General features: G+C 67.9%; 17 protein-coding genes. 9 read left to right on the top strand and 8 right to left on the bottom strand.

The window, feature by feature from the left end; all coding sequences use genetic code 11:
- Nucleotides 1-4: 4 nt before the first annotated feature.
- From WS75_RS24805 to WS75_RS24790, 4 genes are all read right to left on the bottom strand, one after another.
- On the bottom strand, nucleotides 5-451 hold the full coding sequence (locus WS75_RS24805) for a nuclear transport factor 2 family protein (RefSeq protein ID WP_006749968.1): 447 nt from the start codon (nucleotides 449-451) through the stop codon (nucleotides 5-7).
- 115 nt (nucleotides 452-566) lie between these two features.
- On the bottom strand, nucleotides 567-1,604 hold the full coding sequence (gene waaF, locus WS75_RS24800; protein WP_059684231.1) for a lipopolysaccharide heptosyltransferase II: 1,038 nt from the start codon (nucleotides 1,602-1,604) through the stop codon (nucleotides 567-569).
- A gap of 141 nt (nucleotides 1,605-1,745) precedes the next feature.
- Entirely contained in the window at nucleotides 1,746-1,940 is a 195-nt protein-coding gene (locus tag WS75_RS24795) for a zinc-finger domain-containing protein (RefSeq protein WP_006749970.1), read from the bottom strand.
- Between the two features lie 50 nt (nucleotides 1,941-1,990).
- Nucleotides 1,991-2,914 carry a branched-chain amino acid transaminase gene (locus WS75_RS24790; RefSeq protein ID WP_059684229.1) on the bottom strand — a complete coding sequence of 308 codons (924 nt, stop codon included), beginning with the start codon at nucleotides 2,912-2,914 and terminating at the stop codon, nucleotides 1,991-1,993.
- Between the two features lie 205 nt (nucleotides 2,915-3,119).
- On the opposite strand from WS75_RS24790, the gene WS75_RS24785 reads away from it, so the two are divergent.
- The 3 genes from WS75_RS24785 to WS75_RS24775 all read left to right on the top strand — a co-directional run bounded on the left by WS75_RS24785 (nucleotide 3,120) and on the right by WS75_RS24775 (nucleotide 5,672).
- On the top strand, nucleotides 3,120-3,875 hold the full coding sequence (locus WS75_RS24785; RefSeq protein ID WP_059684227.1) for an AzlC family ABC transporter permease: 756 nt from the start codon (nucleotides 3,120-3,122) through the stop codon (nucleotides 3,873-3,875).
- Complete coding sequence (locus tag WS75_RS24780; protein WP_006477942.1) at nucleotides 3,872-4,195, top strand: AzlD domain-containing protein; 324 nt, start codon at nucleotides 3,872-3,874, stop codon at nucleotides 4,193-4,195. The genes WS75_RS24785 and WS75_RS24780 overlap by 4 nt, the downstream gene beginning before the upstream one ends.
- 280 nt (nucleotides 4,196-4,475) lie before the next feature.
- On the top strand, nucleotides 4,476-5,672 hold the full coding sequence (locus WS75_RS24775) for a phosphoglycerate kinase (protein ID WP_059684224.1): 1,197 nt from the start codon (nucleotides 4,476-4,478) through the stop codon (nucleotides 5,670-5,672).
- Between the two features lie 157 nt (nucleotides 5,673-5,829).
- Here WS75_RS24775 and WS75_RS34740 read toward each other — a convergent pair whose 3' ends face one another.
- On the bottom strand, nucleotides 5,830-5,958 hold the full coding sequence (locus tag WS75_RS34740) for a hypothetical protein (protein ID WP_256097633.1): 129 nt from the start codon (nucleotides 5,956-5,958) through the stop codon (nucleotides 5,830-5,832).
- Here WS75_RS34740 and pyk point away from each other — a divergent pair.
- The 6 genes from pyk to WS75_RS24745 all read left to right on the top strand — a co-directional run bounded on the left by pyk (nucleotide 5,957) and on the right by WS75_RS24745 (nucleotide 12,751).
- Complete coding sequence (gene pyk / locus WS75_RS24770) at nucleotides 5,957-7,393, top strand: pyruvate kinase (RefSeq protein WP_059607932.1); 1,437 nt, start codon at nucleotides 5,957-5,959, stop codon at nucleotides 7,391-7,393. The two genes, WS75_RS34740 and pyk, sit on opposite strands and share 2 nt — an antisense overlap.
- Nucleotides 7,394-7,711: 318 nt before the next feature.
- Nucleotides 7,712-8,776: a class II fructose-bisphosphate aldolase gene (fba, locus tag WS75_RS24765; RefSeq protein WP_059684221.1), complete on the top strand. Its 1,065-nt coding sequence runs from the start codon at nucleotides 7,712-7,714 to the stop codon at nucleotides 8,774-8,776.
- A 220-nt stretch (nucleotides 8,777-8,996) separates the two neighbouring features.
- Nucleotides 8,997-9,887 carry a phosphoribosylaminoimidazolesuccinocarboxamide synthase gene (locus tag WS75_RS24760; protein ID WP_059684218.1) on the top strand — a complete coding sequence of 297 codons (891 nt, stop codon included), beginning with the start codon at nucleotides 8,997-8,999 and terminating at the stop codon, nucleotides 9,885-9,887.
- A 17-nt stretch (nucleotides 9,888-9,904) separates the two neighbouring features.
- Entirely contained in the window at nucleotides 9,905-10,426 is a 522-nt protein-coding gene (gene purE, locus WS75_RS24755; RefSeq protein WP_006749978.1) for a 5-(carboxyamino)imidazole ribonucleotide mutase, read from the top strand.
- 88 nt (nucleotides 10,427-10,514) lie between these two features.
- A complete protein-coding gene (locus tag WS75_RS24750) occupies nucleotides 10,515-11,711 on the top strand; it encodes a 5-(carboxyamino)imidazole ribonucleotide synthase (protein WP_059684215.1) in 1,197 nt (398 codons plus the stop codon).
- An 11-nt stretch (nucleotides 11,712-11,722) separates the two neighbouring features.
- Nucleotides 11,723-12,751: an L-threonylcarbamoyladenylate synthase gene (locus tag WS75_RS24745; protein WP_059684214.1), complete on the top strand. Its 1,029-nt coding sequence runs from the start codon at nucleotides 11,723-11,725 to the stop codon at nucleotides 12,749-12,751.
- An 87-nt stretch (nucleotides 12,752-12,838) separates the two neighbouring features.
- Here the strand turns inward: WS75_RS24745 and WS75_RS24740 are convergent, their stop codons facing one another.
- The 3 genes from WS75_RS24740 to dacB form a co-directional block, all read right to left on the bottom strand.
- Nucleotides 12,839-13,981, bottom strand: a complete 1,143-nt coding sequence (locus WS75_RS24740; protein WP_059684211.1) for an SGNH/GDSL hydrolase family protein — start codon at nucleotides 13,979-13,981, stop codon at nucleotides 12,839-12,841.
- Nucleotides 13,982-14,075: 94 nt separating this feature from the next.
- Nucleotides 14,076-14,990 carry a sterol desaturase family protein gene (locus WS75_RS24735; protein WP_059684209.1) on the bottom strand — a complete coding sequence of 305 codons (915 nt, stop codon included), beginning with the start codon at nucleotides 14,988-14,990 and terminating at the stop codon, nucleotides 14,076-14,078.
- Nucleotides 14,991-15,344: 354 nt separating this feature from the next.
- Nucleotides 15,345-16,877 carry a D-alanyl-D-alanine carboxypeptidase/D-alanyl-D-alanine endopeptidase gene (gene dacB / locus WS75_RS24730; protein ID WP_059684207.1) on the bottom strand — a complete coding sequence of 511 codons (1,533 nt, stop codon included), beginning with the start codon at nucleotides 16,875-16,877 and terminating at the stop codon, nucleotides 15,345-15,347.
- Nucleotides 16,878-17,030: the final 153 nt, after the last annotated feature.

Raw genomic sequence — 17,030 nt, 5'->3', positions numbered from 1 at the left:
TTCGTCAGTGCAGCGGACCCTGCCCGTGACGGATCTTCGCGGCGAATTGTCCGGCCGCTTGTTCAGGAATCGGGCTCGCGTGAATATGCGCGATGCGCCACTCGCCACGTTCGTGAATCATCACGTACGTGGCGAAAACCATGTCCGGTTCGGCCGTCAGGTCGGCCTGCTGATGCGCTTCGGCGATCGTGTAGACGACGGTGCCGAGACTGTCGTAGACGCGGATGTCGAGCGGTTCGATCGTCACCGGACGCGTCGCGAGGCGGTTCGCCAGCCCGCTGCGGATCTGGTCGAGGCCGTGCAGATGCTCACCGTCGGCCCAGACGCAGCTGGCGAAGTCCTCGTCGATCCACAACCCCAGCAGCGCGTCGAGATTGGCATCGGCGACGGCCTGGTAGTAAGCGTTCAGCGTATCGGCAGCGGCTTCGAAAAGGCGGGCAAAACGTGGCATCGGGGTTATCTCTCGCGCGCGTCGCGCGCCGTATTCAGCACGGCGGCCCGGATGGAGCCGCCGTACACCGGTGAATCGGATTGCCCGGCGCGTCGTGCGACGCTGCCGGTCAGGGTCAGCGCTGCCCGACGAGCATGCCGCGCAAATCGCCGAATACCTGCTCGGGACCGAGTTCGCGCAGGCAGTTCAGATGGCCGAGCGGGCACTCGCGCTCGAAGCAGGGACTGCATTCGAGATGGAGCCATTGTACCTTCGCCAGCTCCGACAGCGGAGGGGTGTGGCGCGGATCCGTCGAGCCGTACAGCGCGACGAGCGGCCGGCGCAAGGCGGCCGCGACGTGCATCAACCCCGAATCGTTGGTCACGACCGCGTTCGCGCGCGCAATCAGCGCGCACGCCTCGGACAGCGACGTCTGCCCGCACAGATTACGCACGTTCGGCGCATGGTCGGCGATCGCCTGCGCGGCGGCGGCGTCCTTCTGCGAGCCGAGCGCGACGATCTGCGTGTACGGGAACGACTGGTGGACGATCGTCGCGAGCGTCGCGAAGTGCTCGGGCGGCCAGCGCTTGGCCGGGCCGTATTCCGCGCCGGGGCAGAACACGACGAGCGGCTTGCGCGTATCGAGATTGAAGCGCGCGGACACGCGCGCCGTCTCGTTCAGGTCGGCGTCGAGGCGCGGGGGCGGCAGCGTCTTCATCGACTCGGGCAGCTTCGCGCCCGGCGCATACGCGAGCGCCGCGTAGTGGGTCGTCATCGGCGGACGCTCGGCCGACTTGTCGGGGTTCGCGTGGCGCACGTTCAGCAGGCCGTAGCGGTGCTCGCCCGTGTAGCCGATCCGCAGCGGGATGTTCGCGAGCCACGGGATCACCGCGGACTTCAGCGAATTCGGCAGCACGTACGCCGCGTCGTAGCCGACGTCACGCAGGTCGGTCGCGAGCTGCCAGCGGCGCAGCAGCTGCAGCTTGCCGTGCGCGAGGTCGGTCGCGTAGACATCGTGGATCTCGGGCATCCGCTCGAGCACGGGCGCGACCCAGGTGGGCGCGACGGCATCGATCGCGATGCGGGGATGGAGCTTTTTCAGCAGCGCAAAAAGCGGCTGCGCCATCAATGCGTCACCGATCCAGTTCGGTGCGATAACCAGCGCTCGACGCATCAGGTCGACTTCCGATGTCGTAATGAAGCACGGCGCGCATGCGCCGCGTTCGGGTTGTCAGAACAGGAAAAGGGCGGCGCGCCGGGCATCCGGCTGCGCCGCCTCGCATGCGGCGGGCCCGCGGGCCCGGCCGGCCGGGGCTCAGTGACCCTTGACCACCTCGCCGTCGCGCAGCTTGTAGCGCGTGCCGCAGTACGGGCAGCGTGCCTCGCCGTGCGACACGTCGATGAAGACGCGCGGGTGCGCACTCCAGCGCGCCATGGCCGGGTTCGGGCAGTAGGCGGGGAGATCCTTGGCCGTCAGCTCGACCAGCGGCATTTCCTTGATTTCACTCATGAGACTTTCTCTTATCACTCTTTTGTGGGGCAGTCGGTGGTGCAGCGCACTCAGACTTTCGTCAGCCAGTGCGCGTACTTCGCGTTCTTGCCCGACACGATATCGAAAAATGCCGACTGGAGCTTTTCCGTGACCGGGCCGCGTGCGCCGCTGCCGATCGTGCGGTTGTCGAGCTCGCGGATCGGCGTGACTTCGGCGGCCGTGCCCGTGAAGAACGCTTCGTCGGCCGTGTAGACCTCGTCGCGCGTGATGCGCTTCTCGATCACCTCGATGCCGGCGTCCTTCGCGAGCGTGATGATCGTGTCGCGCGTGATGCCGTCGAGGCACGACGACAGGTCCGGCGTGTACAGCTTGCCGTTGTTCACCAGGAAGAAGTTCTCGCCGGAGCCTTCCGACACGTAGCCGTCGACGTCGAGCAGCAGCGCTTCGTCGTAGCCGTCGGCGGTCGCTTCCTGGTTCGCGAGGATCGAGTTCACGTACCAGCCCGACGCCTTCGCGCGCACCATGGACACGTTCACGTGGTGGCGCGTAAACGACGATGTCTTCACGCGGATACCCTTCGCGAGGCCGTCCTCGCCGAGGTACGCGCCCCACGGCCATGCGGCGATCGCGACGTGGATCGTGTTGCCCTTCGCCGACACGCCGAGCTTTTCCGAGCCGACCCAGATGATCGGGCGCAGGTAGCACGACTCGAGCTTGTTTTCGCGTACGACTTCGAGCTGCGCGGATTCGAGCGTTTCGCGGTCGAACGGCACGTCCATCTGGAAGATCTTCGCCGAATTCAGCAGACGTTTGGTGTGCTCGCGCAGACGGAAGATCGCGGTGCTGCCGTCGGCCGTCTTGTACGCACGCACGCCCTCGAAGACGCCCATGCCGTAGTGCAGCGTATGGGTCAGGACGTGGATCTTGGCATCGCGCCAGTCGATCAGCTTGCCGTCCATCCAGATCTTGCCGTCGCGGTCGGCCATTGACATAGGATTCTCCTGGGAAGCGGTTGTACAGCGGGTTGTGTGCAGCATTGAGCCGCAAAGACGCTTATTTTAGCGTCATTTGAAGGCGATCCGGTCGGTCGGCAGAGGGGCGGCGCTATAATCGCCCGGTACCGATTCCAATAACGACGGGTCGTACCGGCAGGAGGCGCCGGCGGCCCGGCGAACCGCCCGTCGCGGCCCGTTTCCCATGCTCGCTCGATTTTCCGCCACCGACCGCTTCGCGCTGATCCAGGGCGCGCGCGACTATTCGCCGACACTGATGGCGATCCTGTCCTGGGGGCTCGTCACCGGGGTCGCGATGAGCAAGTCGGTGATGACGCTCGGGCAGGCGAGCGCAATGTCGATCTTCGTCTACGCGGGCTCGTCGCAGCTCGCGGTGCTGCCGCTCCTCGTCGCGAAGCTGCCGATCTGGACCGTGCTGCTCACGGCCACAATGGTCAACATGCGCTTCGTGATCTTCAGCGCCGGGCTTGCGCCCCATTTTTCCTACTTGCCGCTGTGGCGGCGCCTCGCGATCGGGTATTTCAACGGCGACGTGATCTACCTGCTGTTCCAGAAACAGGGCTTCGCGTACGGCCACGTGCCGGGCAAGGAGGCCTATTTCTGGGGGATGGCGCTCGCCAGCTGGGCGTCGTGGCAGGTGTCGTCGCTCGCCGGCATCCTGCTCGCGAGCTTCTTCCCGGCGAGCTGGGGGCTGGAACTGGCCGGCACGCTCGCGCTGCTCCCGATCATGGTGTCGGCGGTCGCGAACCGCTCGACGCTCGCGGCCGTCGTGGTGGCGGGCATCGTGTCGCTGATCGCGTTCGACCTGCCGTACCGGCTCGCGCTGCCGATCGCGGTGCTGGCCGCGCTCGCGGCCGGGTGCACGGCCGATTTCTTCGTCGAACGCGCCGACTGGCGCCGCATCCGCACCGAAACCGTGCACGAAAAGGAAATCGAATGAGCGCGACGGAAATCTGGATCGTGATCGTCGGGATGACGATCGTCACGGCCGTCACGCGCGCGCTGTTCCTGATCGGCGGCGAACGCACCGTGCTGCCCGAGCGCGCGCAGCGGGCGCTGCGCTACGCGCCGGCTGCCGCGCTCGTCGCGGTCGTGTTGCCCGACGTGCTCGAAACGCCCGCCGGGCTGTCGTTCGCGCTGTCCAACCATCCGTTCTACGCCGCGCTCGCCGGTCTCGGCTGGTTTTTGTGGCGGCGCAGCATGCTTGGCACGATCGTCGTCGGAATGCTCGTGTTCACCGCGCTGCGGCTTATCTTCTGACGAATCGCTGTGCCCGCCCACCGGGTGCCGGCCGCGGGCGAGCACGTATTGTTGCGTTGCGGAAATGTCTTGACGGCCGTGCGCGATCCCAAATAGGCGGAATTCGCCGCCGCACGGGTCAGTCTGCCGGGTGGATCGGCTAGAATGCCCGTTCGAGATTTTTTACCCGTGCGCGTCATGCGAACCGCCAGCCACGGCCGCATCCGGCGCCCTTTCGCGGCAGCCCGCGCACGTCCAGCGTGAACCCCCTTTCCCCATCCACTACTTCAATCTGTTCAACATGAGCCAAGTCAAGCGTCTTACCGACCTGATCGCCGCCGGCCAGCTCGCCGGCCAGCGGGTGTTCATCCGCGCCGACCTGAACGTCCCGCAGGACGATCACGGCAACATCACCGAAGACACGCGCGTGCGCGCGTCCGTGCCGGCCATCCAGGCCGCGCTCGACGCCGGCGCGGCCGTGATGGTCACGTCGCACCTCGGTCGTCCGACCGAAGGCGAGTTCAAGCCGGAAGATTCGCTCGCGCCGGTCGCGAAGCGTCTCGCCGAGCTGCTCGGCCGCGACGTGCCGCTCGTGTCGAACTGGGTCGAGAACGGCGTGAACGTCGCGCCGGGCCAGGTCGTGCTGCTCGAGAACTGCCGCGTGAACAAGGGCGAGAAGAAGAATTCGGACGAACTCGCCCAGAAGATGGCGAAGCTCTGCGACGTCTACGTGAACGACGCGTTCGGCACCGCGCACCGTGCGGAAGCGACCACCCACGGGATCGCCAAGTACGCGCCGGTCGCGTGCGCGGGCCCGCTGCTGGCCGCCGAACTCGACGCGCTCGGCAAGGCGCTCGGCAACCCGGCTCGCCCGCTGGTGGCGATCGTCGCCGGTTCGAAGGTGTCGACCAAGCTGACGATTCTCAAGTCGCTGGCCGGCAAGGTCGACCAGCTGATCGTCGGCGGCGGCATCGCGAACACGTTCATGCTCGCGGCCGGCCTGTCGATCGGCAAGTCGCTCGCGGAAGCCGATCTCGTCGCCGAGGCGAAGGCGATCATCGACGAAGCGCGCGAGCGCGGCGCGTCGGTGCCGATCCCGACCGACGTCGTGACGGCCAAGGAATTCTCGCCGACGGCCGTGGCCACGGTGAAGCAGGTCGCCGACATCGAAGCGGACGACATGATCCTCGACATCGGCCCCGATACGGCCAAGGCGCTCGCGAGCCAGCTCGAGAAGGCCGGCACGATCGTGTGGAACGGCCCGGTCGGCGTGTTCGAGTTCGACCAGTTCGGCAACGGCACCAAGACGCTCGCGGAAGCGATCGCGAAATCGTCCGCGTTCTCGATCGCGGGCGGCGGCGACACGCTCGCGGCCATCGCGAAGTACGGCATCCATGACCAGGTCAGCTACATCTCGACGGGCGGCGGCGCCTTCCTCGAGTTCCTCGAGGGGAAGAAGCTGCCGGCGGTGGAAGTGCTGGAAACGCGGGCGGCCTGAGCGTGGCGGCGCGCGCAGGGGTGACGAGGGCCGCGCGCTCCGCGAAAGCGGAGCAGCCGGCCGGCGCGGGCAAGCGCAAACGCGCGCCCGCGCGGGCGAACTCGACCCCGCGCGCACCGGCGGCCGCCGGCGACGCGGCCGTGCAGCACCACGAAATTCAGAACAAAGCGATGCCGGGCGCAAGCACCGGCACGCCCCCCGGAACGGCCGCCGCTGGGCCCGCCGATTCCGGCTCTCGCAGCGTTTCACCCAGCGCATCCACCTTGATCCAGATGAGGAGTTTCATGCAGCGCGCCACCAAGATAGTCGCCACGATCGGCCCGGCTTCCAGTTCGCCGGAGATTCTGCTGCAGATGATGCAGGCGGGCCTCGACGTCGTGCGGCTCAATTTTTCGCACGGCACGGCCGACGATCACCGCCAGCGCGCCGAGATGGTGCGCGAGGCCGCCCGCAAGGTCGGCCGCGAGATCGCGATCATGGCCGACCTCCAGGGCCCGAAGATCCGCGTCGGCAAGTTCGAGAACGGCAAGACGACCCTCGTGCCGGGCCAGGCCTTCATCCTCGACGCGGGCTGTGAACTGGGCAACGACGAGCGCGTCGGCCTCGACTACAAGGAACTGCCGCGCGACCTGAAGCCGGGCGACCTGCTGCTGCTGAACGACGGCCTGATCGTGCTGACCGTCGAGCGCGTGCTCGGCGAAGAGATCCACACGATCGTCAAGGTGGGCGGCGAGCTGTCGAACAACAAGGGGATCAACCGCCAGGGCGGCGGCCTGTCGGCGCCCGCGCTGACCGCGAAGGACATGGAGGACATCCGCACGGCGATGTCGCTCGGCGCGGATCTGGTCGCGGTGTCGTTCCCGAAGAACGCCACCGACATGGAAATGGCGCGCCAGCTCGCGAACATCGCGGGCGCGCCGTACGGCATCAAGCCGAAGATGATCGCGAAGATCGAGCGTGCGGAGGCGATTCCGGCGCTGCAGAGCATTCTCGACGCGTCCGACGGCATCATGGTTGCGCGCGGCGACCTCGCGGTGGAAGTCGGCAACGCGGCCGTGCCGGCGCTGCAGAAGCGGATGATCCGGATGGCGCGCGAGTCGAACAAGCTCGTGATCACCGCGACGCAAATGATGGAGTCGATGATCCACGCGCCGGTGCCGACCCGCGCGGAAGTGTCGGACGTCGCGAACGCGGTGCTCGACGGCACCGACGCGGTGATGCTGTCGGCCGAGACGGCCGCCGGCAAGTACCCGGTCGTCACGATCGAGACGATGGCGGCCGTGTGCGTCGAGGCGGAAAAGTCGGAACACGTCGAGCTGGACAAGGATTTCCTCGATCGCACGTTCACGCGGATCGACCAGTCGATCGCGATGGGCGCGCTGTTCACCGCATATCACCTGGGCGCGAAGGCGATCATCGCGCTGACCGAATCGGGCGCGACCGCGCTGTGGATGTCGCGCCACTACACGCACGTGCCGATCTTCGCGCTGACGCCGCGCGTCGGCAGCGAGCGCACGATGGCGCTGTACCGCAACGTGACGCCGCTGCACGTCGACTTCAACAGCGATCGCGATTCGGCGCTGCAGGCGGCGCTGGAACTCGTCGTCAAGCAGGGCTACGTGCAGCACGGCGACATGGTCGTGCTGACCGTCGGCGAGCCGATGGGGCAGGCGGGCGGCACCAACACGCTGAAGATCGTGCGAGTCGGCGAGCATTATTGAGCGCCCGGCATGCACCGGGCCGGTCCGTTCGGTCCGTTGGCCGGTCCACCGGCCGCCCGAGCCGATCGGGCACTTTTTTGACGAAAGCCGCGCGGGGTCCGATGCCCCGCGCGGCTTTTTTCTGTTTTTTGCCCGAATTGTGCCGTGCGAAGGTAACAAATTGCGAATGCGCGCCACCGGCCGGTCGGAATCGGAGGCGCTTCGCGATAAAATGCGGCTATTCGACGCTCAGCCGCGCCGCGCCGCCCCGGTTTCGACGGGGGGCGAGCGCCGCGCCGGCGTCAGGGCGCACCGGTTTTCATTCCAAGGAGTTCCACAATGCCTCTCGTATCAATGCGTCAATTGCTGGACCACGCGGCAGAGCACGGTTACGGCCTGCCGGCCTTCAACGTGAACAACCTGGAGCAGGTCCAGGCGATCATGGCGGCGGCGGATCAGGTCGGCGCGCCCGTGATCATGCAGGCATCGGCCGGCGCGCGTAAGTATGCTGGCGAGCCGTTCCTGCGCCACCTGATCGAAGCAGCAGTCGAGTCGTACCCGCACATCCCGGTCGTGATGCACCAGGATCACGGCCAGTCGCCGGCGGTCTGCATGGCCGCGATCCGCAGCGGCTTCACCAGCGTGATGATGGACGGTTCGCTCGAAGCCGACGGCAAGACGGTCGCCTCGTACGAATACAACGTCGACGTGTCGCGCAAGGTCGTCGAGATGGCGCACTCGATCGGCGTGACGGTCGAAGCCGAACTCGGCGTGCTCGGCTCGCTCGAGACGATGAAGGGCGACAAGGAAGACGGCCATGGCGCGGAAGGCACGATGACCCGCGAGCAACTGCTGACCGATCCGGAGCAGGCCGCCGACTTCGTCAAGCTCACGCAGTGCGACGCGCTCGCGATCGCGATCGGCACGTCGCACGGCGCGTACAAGTTCTCGAAGAAGCCGACGGGCGACATCCTGTCGATCCAGCGCATCAAGGAAATCCACGCACGCATCCCGAACACGCACCTGGTGATGCACGGTTCGTCGTCGGTGCCGCAGGAACTGCTGGCCGAGATCCGCGAATTCGGCGGCGACATGAAGGAAACCTACGGCGTGCCGGTCGAGGAAATCCAGGAAGGCATCAAGCACGGCGTGCGCAAGATCAACATCGACACCGACCTGCGTCTCGCGATCACCGGCGCGATCCGCCGCTACCTGTTCGAGAACCCGGGCAAGTTCGATCCGCGCGACTACCTGAAGCCCGCGCGTGAAGCGGCGAAGAAGGTGTGTGTCGACCGCTACCTCGCGTTCGGCTGCGAAGGCCAGGCCGCGAAGATCAAGCCGGTGTCGCTCGACAAGATCGCCGAGCAATACAAGTCCGGCGCGCTCGCGCAGGTCGTGCGCTGAGATGTAGTACGATTGCCGCGCCGAAAGGCTAAGGCAAGGCTGTCCGGCCGGATTTGATCCGGCCCCGCAGCCGCTCCGTCCGGCCGAACGAGGGCCGGCCGGCAACCGCACGGGCGCCGATCGCCCGCCGGTTCGCCGATGCATTGCAAGACCGCCGTTCCCGCCTGCCGCGGGGAACGGCGTTTCCCTTTTTGTTTGGCTCCTTATCTGCGAAAAGACGATGTCTACCCTTTACGAATCCACGCTCCGCTCGCTGCCGCTCCTCGGTCGCGGCAAGGTCCGCGACAACTACGCGGTCGGCAACGACAAGCTCCTGATCGTCACGACGGATCGCCTGTCGGCATTCGACGTGATCATGGGCGAGCCGATTCCGAACAAGGGTCGCGTGCTGAACCAGATGGCGAACTTCTGGTTCGACAAGCTCGCGCACATCGTGCCGAACCACCTGACGGGCGACGCGCCGGAAGCGGTCGTCTCGGCGGACGAGGTCGAGCAGGTCAAGGGGCGCGGCGTGGTCGTCAAGCGCCTCGAGCCGATCATGATCGAGGCGGTCGTGCGCGGCTACCTCGCGGGCAGCGGCTGGAAGGAATACCAGGCGTCGGGCGCCGTGTGCGGCGTGAAGCTGCCGGAAGGGCTGCAGAACGCGCAGAAGCTGCCCGAGCCGATCTTCACGCCGGCCGCGAAGGCCGAGATGGGCGAGCACGACGAGAACATCACGTTCGAGGAAACCGAGCGCCGCATCGGCACCGAGCTGGCCGCGACGATCCGCGACATCTCGATCCGCCTGTACAAGGAAGCGGCCGATTACGCGGCGACGCGCGGCATCATCATCGCCGACACGAAGTTCGAATTCGGCCTCGACAATCACGGCAAGCTGTACCTGATGGACGAAGTGCTGACGGCCGATTCGTCGCGCTTCTGGCCGGCCGACCAGTACCAGGTCGGCACCAACCCGCCGTCGTTCGACAAGCAGTTCGTGCGCGACTGGCTCGAGGCGCAGCCGTGGGGCAAGACCGCGCCGGCACCGGCGCTGCCGGCCGACGTCATCGAGAAGACGGCCGCGAAGTACCAGGAAGCGCTCGAGCGCATCACCGGCCAGCCGCTCGCCTGAAGGAAGGAACGCACGAAATGAGTGAAGTCCAGACTGCCCACACGCACAGCGCGCCGCTCATCGGCGTGCTGATGGGTTCGAGTTCCGACTGGGACGTGATGAAGAATGCGGTCGCGATCCTGCAGGAATTCGGCGTGCCGTACGAAGCGAAGGTCGTGTCCGCGCACCGGATGCCCGACGAGATGTTCGACTACGCGGAGAAGGCGCGCGAGCGCGGACTGCGCGCGATCATCGCGGGCGCCGGCGGTGCCGCGCACCTGCCCGGCATGCTGGCCGCGAAAACCACGGTGCCGGTGCTCGGCGTACCGGTCGCGAGCAAGTACCTGAAGGGCGTCGATTCGCTGCACTCGATCGTGCAGATGCCGAAGGGCGTGCCGGTCGCGACGTTCGCGATCGGCGAGGCCGGCGCTGCGAATGCCGCTCTGTTCGCGGTGTCGATTCTGTCCGGCACGTCGGTCGACTACGCGAACCGGCTCGCCGCGTTCCGCGTGCGCCAGAACGAAGCCGCGCACGCGATGGTGCTGCCGCCGCTCGCATGACGGCGCGCCGGCGGCCGCACTGCCATTCCAGCGGCCGTCTGATCTTCATCACTGCGGCGGGCAGCGCCCGCCGCGACCGACCACTGACATGACCGCAACTCCTGATTCCGTTTCCCCGATCCTGCCCGGCGCGTGGCTGGGCATGGTCGGCGGTGGCCAGCTCGGCCGCATGTTCTGCTTTGCCGCCCAGTCGATGGGCTATCGCGTCGCCGTGCTCGATCCCGATCCGACGAGCCCCGCCGGCGCGGTCGCCGACCGTCACCTGCGCGCGGCCTACGACGATGAAGCGGCGCTGACCGAACTGGCCGCGCTGTGCGCGGCCGTGTCGACGGAATTCGAGAACGTGCCGGCCGCGAGCCTCGATTTCCTCGCGCGCACGACGTTCGTTGCGCCGGCCGGCCGCTGCGTCGCGGTCGCGCAGGACCGGATCGCGGAGAAGCGTTTCATCGAGGCGTCGGGTGTGCCGGTCGCACCGCACGTCGTGATCGAATCGGCGGCGGCGCTCGCCGCGCTCGACGATGCCGCGCTCGACGCGGTGCTGCCGGGCATCCTGAAGACGGCGCGCCTCGGTTACGACGGCAAGGGCCAGGTGCGCGTGAGCACCGCGCGGGAAGCGCGCGACGCGCATGCGTCGCTCGGCGGCGTGCCGTGCGTGCTCGAAAAGCGCCTGCCGCTGAAATACGAAGTGTCCGCGCTGATCGCGCGCGGCGCTGACGGCCGCTCGGCCGCATTCCCGCTCGCGCAGAACGTGCATCACAACGGCATCCTTGCGCTGACCGTCGTGCCGGCCCCGGCCGCCGATGCCGCACGCGTCGAGGAGGCGCAGCAGGCAGCCGTCCGGATTGCCGATACGCTCGGCTACGTCGGCGTGCTCTGCGTCGAATTCTTCGTGCTGGAAGACGGCTCGTTCGTCGCGAACGAAATGGCGCCACGCCCGCACAACTCCGGCCACTACACGGTCGATGCGTGCGCCACGAGCCAGTTCGAGCAGCAGGTGCGCACGATGACGCGCATGCCGCTCGGCAACCCGCGCCAGCATTCGCCGGCCGCGATGCTGAACATCCTCGGCGACGTGTGGTTCCCGAACGGTGCCGCAGCCGAAGCCGTCACGCCGCCGTGGGACACGGTCGCCGCCATGCCGGCCGCGCACCTGCACCTGTACGGCAAGGAAGAAGCGCGCGTCGGGCGCAAGATGGGCCACGTGAACTTCACGGCCGAGACGCGCGACGAAGCCGTCGCTGCCGCCACCGCGTGCGCGCAGCTGCTGCGCGTGCCGCTCGACTGAGGCGCCAGCCGATGTCCATCGATCTCCCGACCTCCGTGACGCCCGCGCAGATCGACGCGGCTGCCGCGCTGCTCGACGCGGGGCAACTCGTCGCATTCCCGACCGAAACCGTGTACGGGCTCGGCGGCGACGCGGCGAATCCCGAGGCCGTCGCGCGCATCTACGCGGCGAAGGGGCGCCCGGCGAACCATCCGGTGATCGTGCACCTGCCGCCCGGCGGCGATCCCGGTTACTGGGCCGAAGACCTGCCGGCCGATGCGCAGGCGCTGATCGATGCATTCTGGCCGGGCCCGCTGACGTTGATCCTGAAGCGCCATGCGCGCATTCCGGACGCCGTGAGCGGCGGCCAGGATTCGGTCGGCCTGCGCTGTCCGTCGCATCCGGTCGCACAGGCGCTGCTGGCCGCGTTCAGCGCGCGGCGCGGCGGCCACGGCGGCGTCGCCGCACCGTCCGCGAACCGCTTCGGCCACGTGAGCCCGACCACCGCTCAACACGTGCGCGACGAATTCGGCGACACCGTGCACGTGCTCGATGGCGGCCCGTCGGAAGTCGGCATCGAATCGACGATCCTCGACCTGTCGCGCGGCTTCCCGGCGCTGCTGCGCCCGGGCCACGTGACGCCGCAGCAGATCGCCGACGTGCTCGGCCGCGCGCCGCGCCTGCCCGACGGCAGCGACGCGACCGCGCCGCGCGCGTCGGGCACGCTGAAGGCGCATTACGCGCCGCGCACGCCGCTCGCGCTGCTGCCGTTCGAGGCACTCGAGCCGCTGCTCGCGGCCGCGCAGACCGACGGCGAACGTGTCGCGCTCGTCGCACGCGCGTCGCGCGCGGGACGCTGGGCGGAAGCCGACGGCGTGCATTTCGTCGCGGCGCCGGAAGATCCGCAGGCATATGCGCGCGACCTGTACGGCATGTTGCGCGCGCTCGACCGCGCGCAGGTCGCACGTATCCTCGTCGAGAAACTGCCCGAGACCGTCGAATGGATCGCGGTCAACGATCGCCTCGGTCGTGCGGCCGCCGCGTTCGAAGCGCGCGACTGACGCAGCCGTTCGCATCCGCTCGTGAAATGAAAAACGCCCGACCGGCGAACCGGTCGGGCGTTTTCGTTCGTGCGCGTGGCGCTCGCCTTACTTGCCGACGCCCGAGGCCGCGATCTGCTGCTCGACGTACTGCGCGAACAGCGCGTGCAGGCGCGTCGTCGGGTGAACCAAGTCGGCGAACATGTAAGTCTGGTCCGCGTTGGCGGTCGTGTAGGTCTGCGGCGAGCAGAACAGCGACGAGCCGAAGGCGGTTGCATCCGCGACGCCGTACTGGGTCGCCGCCGCGACCATCGCCTTCAGGTTGCATGCGGTGTCGGTGTTCGACACGCTGAAGCCGTTCGCCTGGTAGTTGGCCGCGATGCCGTCCTGCCACTTGAACGCGTCGACCACGGCGTACTTCGTCGTATCGACCTTCAGCGCGGCGAGCGTGCCGACCAGTGTCTGGTTGAACAGCCCCGACAGTTGCGTGAATGCGGCCTGCGTCTGCGCGCCGCCCTGCAGCGCGAGCGGCGTGCCGCCGATGTCCGGCACGGTCGCGACGAACACGTGCGTCGCGCCCGCCGCGACGATCTGCTGGACGATGCCGCCGAGCTGCTGCGCGGCGAGGCCGATCGCCTGCGCGGCCGCGAGCTGCGCGGCCGGCGTGTTGCCCTGCGCCTGCGCGACCTGTGCCTGATAGAAGATGTCGTTGGCGCCGCCGTTGACGAGCACGATCTGGCCCGCGTTGAAGCTGCCGTGCTGCGTCAGGTATTGCTTGACCTGATCGGCGATCGGCGTCGTCGTGGCCTGCGCGTAGTCGGCGTTCGGCACGCTCGAGTCCGCGTGGCCGAGACCCGGTTGCAGCGTCACGCGCGAGCCGCCCTGCGCGTAGCCGAGGCCGCCCGTGGCCTGCAGCGGAATGCCGAAGCCGCCCTGGTTCGCGGGCTGCAGCGTGTCGCCGTAATACTGCGCGACGTCCTGCGTCCACACCTGGCCGGGGTTGGTCGTGAAGCGGCCGCCGCCGAAGCCGAGCTTGATCTGCGAGTAGGTGCCGGCGTCCGACAGGCTGTCGCCGAACGACACGACCTGCATCTTCACGCCGGACGGCGGCGTGTTCGACGCGCTGCTGTTGTTGTCGTCACCACCGCCGCACGCGGCGAGCAGGGCGAGCGCGGCGCCCGCGATCGCGACCTGCACGGTGCGCAGCAGGCGTTGACGGTTGCGCGACGGGAATTGTTGTTGTGACTGCATCGTTCGATCTCCTCGTAGATATGGCCCGATGTATTTCTCATCTGCCGCGCGCCTGCTCGGATCCGGGCTGCGCGGCGGCCGTTGGCTGAAACGGTTATTGGTCGCGCACGGCCGCTAGCGGCACGGTGCGCGGATCGTGGTTTGCGGCCTCGGCGATCTGCGCATGATAAGCGCTCGCCCATTCGGGCGGGCCGAAAATCGCGCGCAGCTTGTTGCGCCATCCGTGAACGCGCAACGCGTCGGCCGCCATCGACACCCACTCGTGAAACGTCGCGACGAGCGGGTTGTTCGAGCCGAGCGGCTCGACGATCCCGTATTGCGGCGGATCGTCGGGCGACTCCTCGACGTAGCTGCCGAACAGGCGGTCCCAGATCACGAGCACACCTGCGTAATTGCGGTCGATGTAGCGGGGGTTGCGTGCATGGTGCGCGCGATGGATCGACGGCGTGTTGAGCACGTATTCGAGCCAGCCGAGCTTGCCGATCGCCTGCGTATGCACGAAGAACTGGAACGCGAGGTTGATCAGCACGATGCCGACGATCTGCTGCGGCGGAAAGCCGACGAACGCGAGCGGCAGCCAGAACGCCCACATGCCTGCGACGGGATACATCAGGCTCTGCCGGAACGCGGTCGAGAAATTCATCCGCTCGGACGAGTGATGCACGACGTGCGCGGCCCACAGCCAGCGCACGCGATGGCTCGCGCGATGGAACACGTAGTAGAGGAAGTCCTGGCCGACGAACAGCACGGCGAACGACAGCCAGCTGTCGTGCCACGTGAACAGCCGGAAATGTGCGTAGCAGTACGCATAAACGGGGATCACGAACAGCCACGCGAGCTTGTCGGCGCCCTGGTGCATCAGGGCGAGCACCGCGTTGCACAGCGTGTCGCGCCACGCATAGACATGGTCCTGCGCACGCGTGCGGGCGAGGTGCCAGGCTTCCCACGCGATGCAGAGCAGGAAGACGGGCGCCAGCGCGAGCAGAAGCAATTCGACGTCGAATCGCATGGACGTGTCTCCTCCTTTCCCCTGCAAGCCGTGAGGCCGGGCGTACGGCCCGTTTTAGATATCGGTCAGGCCAACAGCCTACGCAATCGCCACGCGCTAGGCGAGGGGGCAGCGTAGAGGGTTCCCTCTGAGGACAGGGTTTCTACGGAAGTCATGCGGAACGGGGCCTCGCGGTGCGGCCCCGTTTTGTGGGCACATCTGGCGGGCCGTGCGCGGCGCGCCGGCGGCCGAGGCCGTTTCAAACCGCACCGGGCGAAATCCCCGAGGGCGCGGCGCCCGATGCACGATGTTTCCCCGCGATGGACGCGCGCCGACAGCGGGGCAGGCGTGCGCCGCGCCGCGGCGAGTGCGTCGTCAGTGCGCGCCCGCGTAGATCCATTCGAGCAGCGTGTCGTGCGCGGCGCGCGCGGCTTCCGCGTGATCGTCGTTGATGAAACTGACGACGATGTAGCTCTGGCCGTCGGCGCCCGCGACGTAGCCCGCGATCGCGCGCACGTCGCGCAGCGTGCCGGTCTTGATGTGCGCGTTGCCGAGCACGCCGGCGTTGGTCAGGCGGTTCTTCATCGTGCCGTCGATGCCGGCGATCGGCAGCGAATCGATGAACGCCTGTGCGACGGGGCTCGCGTTCGCGGCCTGCAGCAGCGCAGCGAGCGACTGCGCGCTGACGCGCTCCTCGCGCGACAGGCCCGAGCCGTTCTCGAGCTCGAGGTCGGGCATCGCGATTCCGCTCTTCTGCAGGAACGCGTGAATCGCGTGGCTCGACTGCTCGGGGCTCGCGGGCGGCTTGCCGGCGGCCGCGCCGATCGTCAGGAACAGGTTGCGCGCCATCACGTTGTTGCTGAACTTGTTGATGTCGTAGACGATGCTGCCGAGCACGGGGCTGTGATGGACGGCGAGCGGGCGCGCCGCGGTCGGCACCTTGCCTTCGCTGACGGGGCCCGCGATCGTGCCGCCGTCCTGCTGCCACAGCGCGAGGAAGCCGCGCGCGAAGAACGTCGTGTGATCGAGGATCGCGAGGTTGGTCGTGTGCGCGCCGCAGCGCAGCGGATAGGCGCCGGCGAACGACGCGGTCATGATCCCGCTGCCGGCCGACAGCGTCGGACGCGCGGCGGCCGCCGCCGCGCCGCACGACCCCGTGCCTTCGACCAGCCGGTTGTCGATCGACAGGTTCGCGAGCGGCGGCAGCACGTCGACGGCGACCTTGCCGTCGTCGCCCGGCGTCACCGTGAACGACACGGCCTTGAACGCGTACAGCAGCGGATCGGGGCCGACGTTGTACGGTGCGCTCACGTCGTCGTCGAACGACGGCAGGTCGCGCGTCGACGCGGCGAAATAGCTCTTGTCGAGCACGAGGCCGCCGGCCACGCGCTTGATGCCGGCCTTGCGGATCTTGTCGACGAGGTCGATCAGTTCCTCCGGTACGAGCTTCGGATCGCCGGTGCCCTTGATGTACAGGTTGCCCTGCAGCGTGCCGTCCGGATCGACCGGGCCGTCCGCGTACGCGGTGGTGCGCCAGCGGTAGTCGGGGCCGAGGATCGACAGGCCCGAGAAGGTTGTGACGAGCTTCATCGTCGACGCCGGCATCATCGGCCGGTTCGCATTCCATGCGATCAACGGCTCGGGGTCGCCGACGCGCTCGACCACAACGCTCATCGCCGAGGCCGGTACCTTCGCGCGCTGCAGCGCGACGAGCACGGACGCCGGCAGGCCGGCCGCCCGCGCGGCGGGCGACACGACGGCGGTCTTGTGCGCCTCCTTGTGGGACTTCTTGCGGGCCTGGGCGGACGGTGCGAACGCAAGCGCCGTGCAGGTGGCGACGACGGCGGCCGCGCGCAGGAAGGAGCGGGCGCGGGGGGCGAACCGGGCGGAAAGATCGGAAATCGGCATGGGCGAATACGGGAAAAGCACGGGGTTCGGGCAGCGCGCGCGGCGCCGGAGCGCACATTGTAGAGACAACTGCGGACACGCTCCTTGCGATCCGCCTTTCTGTTGCATTGCACGGGGCGCACGCGATTCGCGGCGCTACAATGGTCGCCATGT

The sequence above is a fragment of the Burkholderia sp. FL-7-2-10-S1-D7 genome (genome assembly GCF_001524185.1).
In the GTDB taxonomy this organism is placed as follows: domain Bacteria; phylum Pseudomonadota; class Gammaproteobacteria; order Burkholderiales; family Burkholderiaceae; genus Burkholderia; species Burkholderia diffusa.
Note: the sequence above shows the minus strand (reverse complement) of the source record. Positions and strands in the feature narration are given on the sequence as shown.